The 14,450-nt window shown below is 42.7% G+C and carries 13 protein-coding genes; 10 read left to right on the top strand and 3 right to left on the bottom strand.

Annotated features, from left to right (window positions below; genetic code table 11):
* Positions 1 to 7: 7 nt before the first annotated feature.
* The 3 genes from Q0688_RS09340 to Q0688_RS09350 all read right to left on the bottom strand — a co-directional run bounded on the left by Q0688_RS09340 (position 8) and on the right by Q0688_RS09350 (position 2,513).
* On the bottom strand, positions 8 to 544 hold the full coding sequence (locus tag Q0688_RS09340; protein ID WP_299075095.1) for a HEPN domain-containing protein: 537 nt from the start codon (positions 542 to 544) through the stop codon (positions 8 to 10).
* 89 nt (positions 545 to 633) lie between these two features.
* Positions 634 to 1,002: a DUF805 domain-containing protein gene (locus Q0688_RS09345; protein WP_299075097.1), complete on the bottom strand. Its 369-nt coding sequence runs from the start codon at positions 1,000 to 1,002 to the stop codon at positions 634 to 636.
* Between the two features lie 533 nt (positions 1,003 to 1,535).
* Positions 1,536 to 2,513: a transposase gene (locus tag Q0688_RS09350; RefSeq protein WP_299075099.1), complete on the bottom strand. Its 978-nt coding sequence runs from the start codon at positions 2,511 to 2,513 to the stop codon at positions 1,536 to 1,538.
* A 364-nt stretch (positions 2,514 to 2,877) separates the two neighbouring features.
* On the opposite strand from Q0688_RS09350, the gene Q0688_RS09355 reads away from it, so the two are divergent.
* The 10 genes from Q0688_RS09355 to Q0688_RS09400 all read left to right on the top strand — a co-directional run.
* Positions 2,878 to 4,725 (top strand): acyl-CoA synthetase, encoded by a 1,848-nt coding sequence (locus Q0688_RS09355; RefSeq protein ID WP_299075101.1) that lies wholly within the window; start codon positions 2,878 to 2,880, stop codon positions 4,723 to 4,725.
* 9 nt (positions 4,726 to 4,734) lie between these two features.
* Entirely contained in the window at positions 4,735 to 5,934 is a 1,200-nt protein-coding gene (locus tag Q0688_RS09360; RefSeq protein WP_299075103.1) for a 3-oxoadipyl-CoA thiolase, read from the top strand.
* Between the two features lie 106 nt (positions 5,935 to 6,040).
* Positions 6,041 to 8,137 (top strand): 3-hydroxyacyl-CoA dehydrogenase NAD-binding domain-containing protein, encoded by a 2,097-nt coding sequence (locus tag Q0688_RS09365; protein WP_299075105.1) that lies wholly within the window; start codon positions 6,041 to 6,043, stop codon positions 8,135 to 8,137.
* A gap of 33 nt (positions 8,138 to 8,170) precedes the next feature.
* Positions 8,171 to 9,145, top strand: coding sequence for a nitronate monooxygenase family protein (locus Q0688_RS09370; protein WP_299075107.1), 975 nt, complete (start codon positions 8,171 to 8,173; stop codon positions 9,143 to 9,145).
* 25 nt (positions 9,146 to 9,170) lie between these two features.
* The gene (locus tag Q0688_RS09375; RefSeq protein ID WP_299075109.1) at positions 9,171 to 9,905 is read left to right on the top strand and encodes an enoyl-CoA hydratase-related protein; all 735 of its coding nucleotides are present in this window, start codon (positions 9,171 to 9,173) and stop codon (positions 9,903 to 9,905) included.
* Positions 9,906 to 9,950: 45 nt separating this feature from the next.
* A complete protein-coding gene (locus tag Q0688_RS09380; protein WP_299075111.1) occupies positions 9,951 to 11,012 on the top strand; it encodes a C4-dicarboxylate TRAP transporter substrate-binding protein in 1,062 nt (353 codons plus the stop codon).
* Between the two features lie 15 nt (positions 11,013 to 11,027).
* Positions 11,028 to 11,558, top strand: a complete 531-nt coding sequence (locus Q0688_RS09385; protein WP_299075113.1) for a TRAP transporter small permease — start codon at positions 11,028 to 11,030, stop codon at positions 11,556 to 11,558.
* 3 nt (positions 11,559 to 11,561) lie between these two features.
* The gene (locus Q0688_RS09390) at positions 11,562 to 12,902 is read left to right on the top strand and encodes a TRAP transporter large permease (protein ID WP_299075115.1); all 1,341 of its coding nucleotides are present in this window, start codon (positions 11,562 to 11,564) and stop codon (positions 12,900 to 12,902) included.
* A gap of 117 nt (positions 12,903 to 13,019) precedes the next feature.
* Positions 13,020 to 13,490: a hypothetical protein gene (locus Q0688_RS09395; protein ID WP_299075117.1), complete on the top strand. Its 471-nt coding sequence runs from the start codon at positions 13,020 to 13,022 to the stop codon at positions 13,488 to 13,490.
* Positions 13,491 to 13,800: 310 nt separating this feature from the next.
* Positions 13,801 to 14,450: acyl-CoA dehydrogenase family protein (locus Q0688_RS09400; RefSeq protein ID WP_299075119.1), on the top strand; the 650-nt coding region annotated here is incomplete at its 3' end.

Consider the following 14,450-nt stretch of genomic DNA (forward strand, 5'->3'; position numbering starts at 1 on the left):
CGCCTTGTTAGAATTTCTTTACCACTACAACTTTTTCAGTTGCTTTAACTAAGCCTTTTAAAAACCTAACAGCCTTATCTAGATCATCTCGCTTTATAATATGTGCACCACATGGATCTGTATTTGCAATATGTGCGGCTTCACCCCGTTTGGCTATTAGATCATTTAACACTTTTCTAGCCTGCGGTGCTTGATAGTTATCCCAAACCCAACCCGATGTTATATCTATTTCAAAGTAACTCTTAAATAGTTGTTTAATACGGTCAGTATTTGGATTGAAAAAGCGTTTTAAATCTTCATTTGCTTTTCTCTGGACAAAATTACCAAGAAGGCTTCCATTAACAGAAGCTAACCAAAAGTCGATTTCTTCTCTGAATCGATCTTTAACATAAGTTTCCCAAGCAGCCATAGCGATTACCATACCGGCTCTCTTTAATGTCTCAGAATTAGGCTTTGATGTGGTGTTATTTTCCTTATCAAATCTGATAAGTAATTCTTCAGCATCTTTTATAGAGCACTCAAAAGATTTCCCTGCTTCACTCATTAATTGATATCCATAGTTGATTGAAATTCTAACGCCAAAAGCAGCGGACCGAAAAGCTGTAGGCTTTTTGTGTCCGCTGGCTTGCCTTGTTAGGCGGCTAGTTTTGGTGACACGCCATACTGATTTTCTTCTTCCTGACTATCTTGCACTAAGTAGAAAAGAATGACGAGCCAACCAATTAGCGGAATTAGAAATAGTAAAAACCACCAAGCGCTCCTTCCAGTATCATGGAGCCTTCTAAAGCCTACAGCGATTGATGGAATAAATACTGCTAAACCATAGGTGCTACTTAATAGTCCTAAGCCTAGTTCAAGGTTTAGAGTCCCAATAAAAGCATCGATAAATGTTAAAGCGATACTAAATATCATGTTGAACAAAACGAAAAGCCAGTACTCTTTCCGGCGTGAACGACCACCAAACTGAGCATATTTTTTTAATGCTTCCATATACCAATTCATAATTAGTATTCCTTGTTCCCTTGAGAAAATATAGACGATATCAGGGATTAATATCGCCTAACAGTATATTAGCCGGAAGTCGGGTTAAATACATTTGCTGTTTTCATATTTACTTCGACATTCCAGTTGATTTTCTACAGCATTTCATAAACTTAGCATTTTGAAAAGGTCATTTTACATTTGATATTTTCTGATCAAACCAAGCCTTGTATTTAACCCGACTGTTTAGACTGGATAAATACAAGGTTATCAAATAGACCAATTTAAAAAAAATTACATACGAATATAGCTCTGTAGAACTGAAGCCAAAATATGCTTGTTATGCCCATTAAAATTAGAATTTTTTAACTAGCCACCCATAACAAATATTCAATAGTAAAAGAAAAATGTTTTTGTCCTGTATTGGCGAATAATCTAGTTTGAGTTTTAGGCATTGAGATAGAAATTGAACATCTAAGCCGATTTTGGTGAGTTTTGCGTTTTTTGGACGCAACTATTCTGCTGAGCCTCAAATTTGAATCATTTTGTCGGAACTAAACGCAGCGTAGCAATGTTTTTGCTTTGCTGATGCCTCGAATGCGTTGATGGCCAGTATGGCGCTTGAATTGGTTCATCATCATTTCGGCACCTGCGGCGTAGCAAAAGTGTTGTTCAAACTCGGTGGTGAGGGTGAGCCATTGTTCGTCTGATAAACCTAGCCGTTGCAATATCGGGTGATGTTGAGAGTCAATGTGGCCTGCTTTGTCATTTCTGATGACTCTGCCCGTGGTATCCACTAATTCGCAGTAGTCTTGTAGAGAAAAGGCCATGCCTTTGGGCATGTTTTGCCGAGGGTTTCCGACAAAAGGCATTAATGTGGTGGTTGTATTTTGTTTTATCGAAGCTAAGCGTGTTTGAATACTAGTGTGCTGTGAGGTCTCTGGTGTGTTGGCCATCTTGGCTCGAATGGGATTCAAATCCACATAGGCCATGCAAGCCAGCACTGCGGCTTCATCTAATAAAGCTTGAGATTTAAACCGTCCCTCCCAAAACCTGCCGGTGCAGTCATCTTCCTTGTTGGCTTCTCTTGCAATGTATTCATTTAAATCGCGCATTAGCCAGCTTATGTCGTGTAAACGTTTGCGATATTCGGCAATGGTTTCATCCAATGTCAGTAATTGGCTTTGATTTAATGCTTCCCCCTTAACAAACATTTGGGTCAATAACGTGCCTTTATGTAAACGATGCCAGCGCGTGACCACGTCCATGTCACTCCAAGACTGAGCCTGTTTTACATCCACATAAAGCACTACATGCACATGATTACTCATCACCGCATAGGCACAAATATCGATAGAAAACACAGAAGACAAAAACAATAAACGCGCTTCTACCCAGCCGCGACGATGTTCATAACTTTGGCCAGTGTAGTTATCCACTCCACACAAAAGCGAACGTCGCACACAGCGCGACACACAATGGTAATAAGGCGTATCTAATAAACTAATTTGAGACTTACGAGGTTGAGGCATGACATCAATCCTTTGATTTATTTCCTAATCAAAGCTTAGTCAATTTGGGTTATATTTCCATTTTAATTATGGCTGTCTTTATAAAAGAAAAACGTTAACAGACCTTAACGTTTGCTTTGGAACTGGAGTGAGCCTTGGACTAATACTTTACATGCATAAACCTCTATTTAAATTCACTACTCTTCGCCAAAATCCGCTCGTGTTTTAGTTTGGAAAATGGCTTGGTTAAGACCTGTATTTAGCAGCCATAAATAACTATTGAAAAATACAATTCGGTTTAGCTGCATCAATGGGCTATTTTACTACCCTAGTTTGTGACAAAGTATTAACAAATAAAAACATTATGTTATGCATTGGGCGCTAAATGTCGACACCTACAGAGTTAGAGTTATTCGCTGATTTTGAAAAAATAAGTTACCAACAACGTTATCGGTGTAAAACGACATACGATATTTTTAGTCACGTTGCCGACAGTTTTCCCGAAGATTTAGCTATTTCGGAGCATGTTACTGCTACTCGTGATGAAATACCTAAAACGCTTAATTTTGCGTCGTTAACCAATAAAATTAATCAAACCGCTAATTTACTCACATCACTGGGCGTTGAGCGTACTGATGTTGTGTCTATTTTATTGCCTAATTTAGCAGAAACTCATTTAAGTATTTGGGGCGCTCAAGCGGTAGCCATTGCCAATCCAATTAACCATCTTTTGCAAGTTGACCACATCATTGAAATATTGAATGAGGTGAAGGCAAAAGTGTTAGTCACCGTTTCTGTCGATGATGCCACCGAATTAGGTCAAAAAGTGCAGCATATTATTGATAGTGTGCCATCGCTTAAACACCTGCTTGTGCTTGAAAGTAATGCCAGCGGCGCCAGTTATAAAACCGTTAACATAGCTGATTTTAATCAAGGGATTGCTAACCAATCCAGCGATAGATTGCCGCAACATTCGCAGCCCAAGGGTGAAGATCTTGCTATGTATTTTCATACCGGAGGCACCACTGGCCGCCCTAAAGTCGCCAGACTTTCCCATGATGGCATTAGTTTTGTGGTGCAAGTGTATGCAGGTTTTAACGCTTATCATGGTAAAACGCCGGTATTAAATGCCTTACCTTTGTTTCATGTGTTTGGGGTGATTGCGGCTAGTTTGTCGATGTTTATGGTGGGTCGCGCTGTGGTCATTATGACGCCACAAGGCTTTCGACATCCCAACACCGTAAAAAATTGGTGGTATTTTGTGAACAAGTATCAAGTGTGTTGGTTTCCTACAGTGCCCACTATTATGTCGGTTTTATTGCAGCAGCCCGATGAAAATATTGACTTGAGTTGTTGTGAGTATGCAGGTTGTGGCTCGGCACCTTTACCTTATGAACTAAAGCTCGCGTTCGAGAAGAAGTTTGATTGTTTGGTGACTAATGGTTACGGCATGACCGAAACATCCTGTTTGATAGCCAGAGTATTACCAGAATATCCCGTTGACGGCGTGTCAGTGGGCAATGCCATCCCTTACTCTCAGGTGATTGCTGCGCACATAGTTGATAACAAAATTAGTCGGGTTTGTGCAGCAAATGAACCCGGAGTGATCTTAGTAAAAGGCCCCAATGTGTTTCAAGGTTATTTAAATGAATCCGATAACGCAGGCGCTTGGGTTGAGGATGAATGGTTTAATACTGGTGATTTAGGGGTGATTAATGCCCAAGGTCATATTCAACTCACTGGCCGCGCTAAAGATTTGATTATTCGTGGTGGTCATAATATCGATCCACAAATTATCGAAGATGGATTAATGGCGCACCCTGATGTCATTCAATCTGTTGCTATAGGTCAACCCGATGTGCATTCAGGTGAAGTGCCTGTTGCCTATGTGGTGGTCAAAAATAAGCAACACACTACAGCCTCTGAATTACTAGAACACTGCCAAAAACACATAGCTGAACGAGCGGCTATTCCTAAACGGATTGAAATTCTAGATAGTTTTCCAATAACCGCTGTTGGCAAAGTGTTCAAGCCAACTTTACGTAATAGCGCCACCGAATTTAGTGTAAATGCACTACTTAAATCAGCAAATATTACTGCTAAGGTCAAATCTAAGTTTATCCCAGACAAAGGCCAAGTGGTGCTTATTCACCTTACCGATCCATTAGATCAGTCCAAGGTCGCTAAATTGCTGGTGGCCTTGCCTGTTCATTGCCAATTTACTGATTTATAAGGAAACATTATGCAACAAGCATTTATTTACGATGCCGCCAGAACCGCATTTGGTCGCCACGCTGGTGGGTTATCCGGAGTGCGACCCGACGACATGCTGGCGCAGCTTATAAAAAATTTGGTGCAGCGTAATAATTTCGATTTAAGCCTGTTTGAAGATGTGATTGCCGGCAATACCAATCAAGCAGGTGAAGACTGTCGTAATGTGGCTCGCAGCGCAGGATTATTAGCGGGTTTACCCATAGAAACCGGCGGTATTACAGTTAACCGTTTGTGCGGTTCAAGTTTAGCGGCGGCCTTAGATGCTGCCCGATGTGTAAAAGCCAATGAAGGGGAGCTGTTTGTCGCTTGTGGAGTTGAATCTATGAGCCGCGCACCTTTTGTGTTAGCCAAAGCCACCTCGGCATTTGCTAGGCAACAACCCATGTTTGATACCACCTTAGGCGCACGTTTTACCAACCCAGAGATCATCAAGCAGTTTGGTGGGCATACTATGCCAGAAACCGCCGACAACATTGCCGCCGATCTGAATATCACCAGAGCAGAAAGCGATACTTTTGCCGCGGCATCTCAAGCCAAATATGCAGCCGCCAAACAAGCGGGTTATTTTGACGACGAAATCATTGCGATTGATGTGCCACAAGGTCGTAAAAAGCCGTCAATCAGTGTGAATATTGATGAACATCCACGGCCATCTTCAAATATTGATGCACTGGCGAAACTGCCGCCTTTGTTTGATGGTGTAGTCACTGCCGGTAACGCTTCTGGCATAAACGACGGCGCCTCGGCGTTAATTATTGGCAATCAAGCCGTGGGTGAACAAGCCGGCATTAAACCCCGTGGCAGAATTTTAGCCGGTGCCATTGCAGGCGTACCACCAAGGGTGATGGGCTTAGGCCCAGTGCCCGCCTCGCAAAAAGCCTTGGCTAGAGCAGGATTAACTTTGGCAGATATGGATGTGCTGGAATTTAACGAAGCCTTTGCGGTGCAAGCCCTAGGCTGCATGAAAAAGCTCGGCATTGCCTTTGACGACCCAAGAGTCAACCCAAATGGCGGCGCCATCGCCATTGGACATCCCTTAGGTGCCAGTGGCGCGCGCATAGTGTTAACTGCCCTTAGGCAACTAGAAAAAACCGGTGGCCGTTATGCTTTGGCCACTATGTGTATCGGTATTGGTCAGGGAATTGCAATAGTTATAGAGCGAGTCTAATTGAGCGAGTTTGATTGAACGCGTTTTATGGAAAGGGATTAAATGAGCGGGTTTAGTCGAACAAATTATACTTAGCAGTGAAAGTTTATAATAAGGGAGTTAATTTATGTCAGTGGTTAGTTATCAATTAGAGGGTGAAATTGGCGTTATTCGAGTGAATAACCCTCCGGTCAATGCCCTTTCTCATGCCCTGCGTAGCGGCATTCAAGAAGCGGTGATCCAAGCCAAATTAGATAGCTCTTTGGCGATTGTGCTGATTTGTTCTGGTCGCACATTTATCGCAGGAGCAGATATTTCTGAGTTTGGTAAAAAGCCACAATCGCCGTCTTTATCAGAATTGTTAGCAATTATTGAAGCCTCAAAAAAGCCAATCATAGCCGCCATTCATGGCACTGCACTTGGTGGAGGATTAGAAACCGCTTTGGCTTGTCACTATCGCTGCGCGCTGGCTAGTGCAGAAGTGGGGCTGCCAGAAGTAAAACTAGGATTGTTACCCGGTGCTGGCGGTACCCAAAGGGTTCCCAGATTAACAGGTGTTAAAGCCGCCCTTGATTTGATGACCTCGGGCGCGCCTATTTCAGCAACCAAAGCCTTAAGCGTCAATTTGATTGATAAAATTGTCGAGGGTGACTTACTCAGCCAAGCCATAGCTTACGGCAAAGAAATCATAGCCCAAGGTGCAAAGATTAAAAAAGTTAGAGATATCAAGGTCGATGATGTTGGTATTTCAGATGAATTTTTCAGGGAGTATAGCCAGCAGCTAAGCAAGCGTTACCGTGGTCAAAAAGCGCCGCAACGCATTCTTAAATGTGTCGAAGCAGCTCTTAGTCAAACCTTTGAGCAAGGTCTTAAAACTGAGCGAAAACTGTTTGTAGAATGTATGGAGTCTTCACAATCCGCGGCATTGCGGCATATGTTTTTTGCTCAAAGAATGGCAGCCAAAATAGATGGCCTACCTAAAGACACGCCTATAAAAGACATTAAAAAAGTCGGAATAATTGGTGGTGGAACCATGGGCGGCGGCATTGCCATGAATTTTGTGAATGTGGGTATTCCTGTCACTTTACTAGAAATAAATGCTGAAGCTTTGCAACGTGGTCAGGACATAATCGCTAAAAATTACGCCAGAACAGTCAACAAAGGTAAATTAACTGCCGAGCAAGCCAGTGCTCGCCAGAACCTAATCACCGGAACTACTCATTACGATGAATTAGCCGAGATGGATTTAGTGATCGAGGCGGTATTTGAAAACCTAGATATCAAAAAACAAGTGTTCCGCAAACTCGACCAAGTGTGTAAGCAAGGCGCTATTTTAGCCACTAATACTTCCTACCAAGATGTGAATGACATTGCTAAGGCCACATCACGTCCTCAAGATGTAATTGGTTTGCACTTTTTTAGTCCGGCTAATGTAATGAAATTATTGGAAATTGTCCGTGGCGACAACACTTCAGATCAAACCTTAGCCACTTGTATGGCAATGGCTAAAATCATCAAAAAAGTACCGGTAATGTCGGGAGTTTGTTATGGCTTTATCGGCAATCGAATGTTGCGACAATATGGTCGTGAAGCGCAATTGTGTTTACTTCAAGGCGCATCTCCCGACGACATAGACTCTGTCATGCAAAACTTCGGTATGGCCATGGGCCCTTTGGCTGTGGGTGATTTAGCGGGGCTCGATATTGGTTTTAAAGCCCGTGAAGCACTTACTGCTGAACAAAAAGGGGATGTAAAAACCTATTGTATTGCGGATGCGCTCTACAAGATGGGGCGTTTAGGACAAAAAACCGGAGCAGGATATTATCGTTATGATCCGCAAACCCGGCAGCGCTTTTCTGATCCAATAGTCGAACAAGTCATCGAAGAGCAAGCCGAAAAATACTCGGTAGAGCGACATGGATTAACCGAACATACTATTTTGGCTCGATTAACTTTTGCGCTAATTAACGAAGGTTTTAAGATCCTTGAGGAAGGCATAGCCCAGCGCCCCAGCGACATTGATGTGGTCTATGTCAATGGATATGGCTTTCCAGCTCACCGTGGCGGGCCGATGTTCTACGCCGATACCATAGGCTTAGAAAAAATTTATAAAACGATTGGCGAATTTGCGAGTACCTATGGCGAAGAATATTGGCAGCCTGCTGCTTTATTAAAACAACTGGTTGAGGAAGGAAAAACCCTCACTCAATGGGCTAATAGTTAAGTTAATTGATTCATCATTTTTAAAGGAAGTTAGATGTCCATTCCAAAGACATTACAGAATACATTATCGTTACCGGTTATCTGCGCGCCTATGTTTATTATCTCAGGGCCAGAGTTAGTCATTGCTCAGTGTAAAGCGGGCGTTGTCGGCTCTTTTCCGGCATTAAACGCCCGTCCGCAGCCATTATTAGGTGATTGGTTAACCACAATTAAATCTGAATTAGATGCCTATAAAGTGGAAAACCCACAGGCAGTGATTGCCCCTTATGCGGTTAATTTAATCGTGCATAAAAGTAATGACCGTTTAGAACAAGATGTAAATACCTGTATCGAACACAAAGTTCCCATCATTATTACTAGTTTACGGGCGCTGGATCCTAATTTAGTCGAACGTATTCATGCTTATGGCGGCATTATTTTTCACGATGTGATTAATATTCGCCATGCACAAAAAGCCATAGAAGCCGGTGTTGATGGTTTAGTGTTGGTCTGTGCTGGCGCGGGTGGTCATGCAGGCACATTAAGCCCTTTTGCACTGGTGAGTGAAATCAAACAGTTTTTTGATGGGCCAATTGCGTTATCTGGCTCCATTGCTAATGGCTCCTCAATATTGTCAGCACAAGCGTTAGGTGCTGATTTTGCTTATATAGGCACGCGTTTTATTGCCACTCAAGAAGCCAATGCCGAACAAGCATATAAGAACATGTTGGTTGAACATAGCGCCAAAGACATTGTGTACAGCTCTTTATTTACCGGTGTGCATGGTAATTATTTAAAACCCAGTATTACGAACGCAGGCTTAGATCCTGATGATTTAGAGCAGGGTGATAAAGAAAAGATGAAATTTGGCTCCGAAGGGGGCAGTAAAAGCAAAGCGTGGAAAGACATTTGGGGGGCAGGCCAAGGTTTAGGCAGCATTGCTGATATCACCGATGTCGCCACTATAGTGGCACGCTTTAAAGCAGAATATGACTTGGCTTTATCCCGTGTAAATAGTCTGAATAACTAGCCTGCATTCACAATAGGTAATCAATATGACAGCTGCAGAAAACGTAATCGTTTATCAGGAAGAGGGTGTTTTACACTTAGGTATTCATCGTCCTGAGAAAAAAAACGCCTTAACTCGTGCCATGTACATGAGTTTGGCTAAAGCACTGCAAGACAGTGTGACTGATGACAGTATTAAAGTGGTGCTAATACACGGAACTGAAGACGCCTTTACCGCAGGTAATGACTTAAAGGATTTTGATAATCGGGATGTTAGTGGACCTTCGCCCGCCTCCTTTTTGTTGCATGAGCTGCATCACTACCCTAAGCCAATTGTGGGTGCAGTGTCGGGTGTCGCCATAGGCATAGGCGTGACTATGTTGTTACATTTTGATTTAGTGTATGCGTCAGAGACCCTGTTTAAAATGCCTTTTGTGGATTTAGGCGCTTGCCCTGAAGGAGGTTCAAGCTTGCTTATTCCCCAGTTAGCTGGCCATCGAAAAGCCGCAGAAGTGTTGATGTTGGCAGAGGCGTTTGACACTCAATCGGCCATCGAAATGGGTATAGTTAATCAACAAATCGATAAAACTGAAGTATTCGATTTTGCCTTAAACAAAGCCAAAGCTTTAGCACACAAACCACAAAATGCTTTGCGTACCACTAAGAAACTTCTTAAGGGGCCTCAGCACGCACAGCTCGGCGAAATTATTGAAGATGAATTAAAAATTTTTGGTGAGTTATTACAAAGTGAAGAATCACAAGCAGCGAGAAAACGAATCTAGTAGTTAAAAATAACAAGTGAGTCACGCTTGTAAGGAGTCAGATGTATGCGCAGCTTGATTAAAATTTTTGCGGGAGCGATATTCACTATTACTTTGAGTGCCGCGCCTGCTGTTGCAGAAACTGTGCTTACCTATGGCGAACCCGGCCCCAACCGTGGCTCTCGTGCTGCGGCTACGAGATGGTTTGCCGAGCAAGTTGAAACACGCTCGAATGGCGACTTAAAAATCAACATCATGTGGGGTGGTGCGTTATTTAAAGCCAATGCGGCAAGGCAGTCGGTTGCTGCGGGTGTGGTAGATATAGGCACCATTATTCCGGATTATTTTCTGAAAGAAATGGTGGCATTTTCGCTCACCAATTTGCCCTTTGAGAATCTCGATCCTTGGGTGGGGCTTAAAGCCAATTATGAGCATATGCAAACGCCAGTGGTCACCCAGCACTTAGCCAAGCAGAATTTAGTGTTTGTGACTTCTTACATGCTGTCGAATGTCATATTGTTATGCAATGGCGATGGGGTGCGCACCCTTGAAGATATCAAAGGTAAAAAAGTCCGTGGCATAGGCACCTTTGGTAAAGTCTTTAGCGATTTTGGCGCTAACTTAGTGAGCATGAGTATCTACCAAGCCTATCAAGGGTTAGATAACGGCTTGATTGATTGCAGTTTGGGCTACTTGAATGCGTCTTTGGCGTTAAAGCAGCATGAAGTGAGCAACAGTTTAACTAAGCTGAATTGGGGTACTTATACGGGTTTAGGTATGTTTATCAACAAAGATGCCCTTGCCAGATTAAGCCCATCTCAGCGCCAAGTGCTTAAAGAAGTAGGCGCAGATTTTATCGATTACCTTGGGCAAGATGTGATGAAATCTGATTTAAAAGCTGAGCAAAAATTTACTCAAGGTATCGATGGGCATCAATTAGAAATCATTAACCTTTCGCCAACCGACAACGCGAAACTCTACGGTGCCAGTCAAATTTACATCCAAAAATGGCAAACCGAAGCCCAGAAAAGTGGCTTTGATGGCAAGGCTCTGCTCGAAAACTACCAGCAGGCTTTAACAAAATATACCCAAGAGCGAGATGAAATTGGCTATCCGTGGCAACGTTAACATAGAGCAAATTGTATGTTGAAAAAAATCGAACAAGGCGCCTTGCTGGTGGCGGGAGTGTGTATTATTAGCTTAGGGCTGATGATTACCTGCACCGTTATCAGTCGAAACGTATTGGGCTGGGGCGTAACCGATGATGTGGTGATAGTGGGGGAATTAATGGTAGGTGCAATATTTTTGCCACTGGCCTACGTTACCGCTGATTACAGTCATATCACCATCGAATTTTTGTTTAAGTCTTTAGGCAAACACAGCAAATTGTGGATGTTAGCGGTGGGCTCATTTATTAGTCTGATTATTTTATTACCGCTGGCTTTAGCGGCTTGGCAAAGTTTGTTTCATGCAGCTACAAGTGGCGCTTACTTTTTTGGTGAACTTGAGTTACCAGAATGGCCAGGGCGTTTGGCATTTTTTGTGGGTTCAGCATTGTTTATTGTGCGGTTGTTGGTCATTTTTATTGCCGATTTTAAAGCGGCACTGACAAAAAACACCGCTTATCTAACAACACGAACCACAGCCGAGCAACAAGCTGATGCAAAGGAGTAATTGATGGATCCTTTGCTACTGGGTTTTATCGGCTTTGCTTGCACTATGCTTTTATTGGTGTTGCGGGTGCCCATTGCATTTAGTTTAGCCGGTGTGTCCTCGATATTTATTTTTCTGTTTTTTGCCATGCGTCACGGCGGTTTTGACTTAACAAGTGCCTTAGCTCCGACCTTAACTATGGTGGCATCTAACACCTTCGATTTAGTGCATTCTTATGATTTGAGTATGATCCCGCTGTTTGTGCTACTTGGCCATGTTGCTTATCACACAGGGATCACCACAGATATTTATCATGCCGCTCGCGTGTGGCTTAAAAGTTTACCTGGCGGCGTAGCTATGGCATCGGTGTTCGGCTGTGGTGGGTTTTCGGCCATAACGGGTTCGAGCATCGCTTGCGCATCGGCTATGGGAAAAATTTGTGTGCCCGAGATGCTGCGCATGGGTTACGACAAGCGCTTAGCTACCTCTACTGTGGCAGCAGGTGGCACCTTGGGCTCGTTAATCCCTCCTAGCGTACTCTTTATTGTGTACGGTATTTTTACCGAAATGTCTGTGAGTAAACTCTTTATGGCAGGTGTGATCCCAGGAATATTGTCGCTGACAGGTTTTTTAGTGGTGATTTATCTATGGGTAAAACGTTATCCACAGGCCGCGCCAGCGGATAATTCATTAACGATAAAAGGAGAGCGTCGCAAAGCTGCGATTAGATGTTGGCCTGCTGTGTTGTTATTTATCATTATTATTGGTGGTATTTATGGAGGCTTTTTTACGGCAACCGAAGCTGCCGCCATCAGCGCCGTGACTGTGGTTATCATAGGCTGGCTGCAAAAAAGGCTCAATTGGCAGCAGTTTATACAATCCATCAAAGAAACCTGCACTCAAACCACATCGATCTTTTTTATCGCAGCGGGCGCTAAAATTTTTGTGGGCTTGGTAGCATTAACCGGCATGGCGCCGGCTTTGGTTGGCTTAGTGGAGGGAGCAGAGGTGTCTTTTTGGATGTTGATGCTGATGGTAGCTGGTGTTTATATTTTACTGGGTATGTTTCTCGACCCGCTTGGCATTATGGTGCTAACACTGCCGTTTTTGATCCCTATGATTGATGGCTACGGCTTAGATTTGATCTGGTTTGGTGTGGTGGTTATCAAATTGTTAGAAATAAGCTTAATTACCCCACCAGTAGGGTTAAATGTATTTGTGATTGCCAGTGTTACTAAACCCTCTGTAGCTGTGTACGACATTTTTATGGGCGTGGCACGGTTTCTGGTAATGGATGTGATGGTATTGATAGTAATTATTGCTTTTCCGATTTTGTCCTTGTTGTTGCCAAGAGTTTTGATGTAGGTGTTTTATGTTTTAGCGAGTAATGTAATCAAATTGTCATTCAATAAAACTCAATTTTCTGAATACTATGTTATCGTCAAATCTATCTATTTTTAGTTGAAAAATTAAGGGAAGTTCATGCATCCAAATAGGAATGCGATCGCGTTTGGCGGTTTAGGTTTTTTAGTTATTTTATTAGTGTTGGTCATAGTTTTAGCTTTGTGGGCTTGGCCAAAATATAAAGTTTACAGTATGGAAATGAACGGAAAAGCTTCTTTAAAAGAAGCTGAGTGGAGTAAACAAATACTCATAGAAGAAGCTAAAGCTCGTGAGCAAGCAGCTCTAATGCAGGCAAAAGCAAGAGTTACATTGGCTCAAGCTGAAGGAGAGGCCAAATTGGTTCGAGCTAAGGCAGAAGGAAAGGCTGATATTGAACTGGCAAAAGCGGCGGCAGAAGCAAATAGAATTATAGGAGAGTCCTTAAAAGATAATGAAGCATATTTGCGTTATATATGGATTAAAGGTCTGCAAGAAGGAAATGGTGAACGAATTTATATACCAACCGAAGCTGGTATGCCCATTTTAGAAGCAGGAAAGGCGAAAAATTAAAATTTCAAACTTTGAACTGGAACTTCAGTATTTTTGATTTTGACATAGTAGTTAAAGATTTGACGTGGCTTTATGCTCTGATATCTCTTCTTATTTCAAACTAAACTCCCTTTGTATGGCCTACTTTTTTTGCAGGGATAAAGTAGGCTAAAAAAACGCTATCCAAAAAAGCTCTTCATTCAAGATTTAGCCAGATTTTAACCAATTTATAATACTGGATTGGGAATAAGTGACTAATCATCTTTTTAAGATTAGAGTAGCGAATTCATTTAGACTATTGCCTATAAAAACATTTTAATGGAGTTCCTTTATGAGCCAAAAACTGACGCCTTATAACTGGCAAGATCCTATGTTTCTTGACAATCAATTAACCGAAGAAGAGCGGATGATCCGTGATACCGCTCACGATTATTGTCAGCAAAAGCTGCTACCACGGGTGCTTGAAGCTAATAGGCATGAGCATTTCGACCGTGAAATTATGAGTGAGTTAGGTGAACTTGGACTACTGGGTGCGACATTGCCGGCACAATATGGTGGTAGTGACGTCAACTATGTAAGTTATGGTTTAGTGGCCCGCGAAGTAGAGCGTGTGGATAGTGGTTATCGCAGTGCCATGAGTGTGCAGTCATCTTTGGTGATGCATCCTATTTATACTTACGGCAGCGAAGCCCAGCGTATGAAATATTTACCTAAATTAGCGTCAGGTGAATGGGTAGGGTGTTTTGGTTTGACCGAACCTAATTCTGGAAGCGATCCCGCTTCAATGACCACTCGAGCCACAAAAGTGGATGGTGGTTATTCAGTTACAGGTAACAAAATGTGGATCACTAACTCACCTATAGCGGATGTGTTTGTAGTGTGGGCCAAACTCGAAGGTAAGATCCGTGGCTTTGTGCTTGAAAAAGGCATGCAAGGATTATCAGCACCCAAAATTGAAGGTAAGTTTTCACTACGTGCTTC

The sequence above is a fragment of the uncultured Paraglaciecola sp. genome, from assembly GCF_937123705.1.
GTDB lineage: Bacteria > Pseudomonadota > Gammaproteobacteria > Enterobacterales > Alteromonadaceae > Paraglaciecola.

Coding starts and splice junctions, on each gene's coding strand:
- Q0688_RS09370 (WP_299075107.1), top strand. CDS start 8,171: ATGTCCATTCCAAAGACATTACAGAATACATTATCGTTACCGGTTATC.
- Q0688_RS09390 (WP_299075115.1), top strand. CDS start 11,562: ATGGATCCTTTGCTACTGGGTTTTATCGGCTTTGCTTGCACTATGCTT.
- Q0688_RS09375 (WP_299075109.1), top strand. CDS start 9,171: ATGACAGCTGCAGAAAACGTAATCGTTTATCAGGAAGAGGGTGTTTTA.
- Q0688_RS09395 (WP_299075117.1), top strand. CDS start 13,020: ATGCATCCAAATAGGAATGCGATCGCGTTTGGCGGTTTAGGTTTTTTA.
- Q0688_RS09360 (WP_299075103.1), top strand. CDS start 4,735: ATGCAACAAGCATTTATTTACGATGCCGCCAGAACCGCATTTGGTCGC.
- Q0688_RS09350 (WP_299075099.1), bottom strand. CDS start 2,513: ATGCCTCAACCTCGTAAGTCTCAAATTAGTTTATTAGATACGCCTTAT.
- Q0688_RS09365 (WP_299075105.1), top strand. CDS start 6,041: ATGTCAGTGGTTAGTTATCAATTAGAGGGTGAAATTGGCGTTATTCGA.
- Q0688_RS09355 (WP_299075101.1), top strand. CDS start 2,878: ATGTCGACACCTACAGAGTTAGAGTTATTCGCTGATTTTGAAAAAATA.
- Q0688_RS09380 (WP_299075111.1), top strand. CDS start 9,951: ATGCGCAGCTTGATTAAAATTTTTGCGGGAGCGATATTCACTATTACT.
- Q0688_RS09345 (WP_299075097.1), bottom strand. CDS start 1,002: ATGAATTGGTATATGGAAGCATTAAAAAAATATGCTCAGTTTGGTGGT.
- Q0688_RS09385 (WP_299075113.1), top strand. CDS start 11,028: ATGTTGAAAAAAATCGAACAAGGCGCCTTGCTGGTGGCGGGAGTGTGT.
- Q0688_RS09340 (WP_299075095.1), bottom strand. CDS start 544: ATGAGTGAAGCAGGGAAATCTTTTGAGTGCTCTATAAAAGATGCTGAA.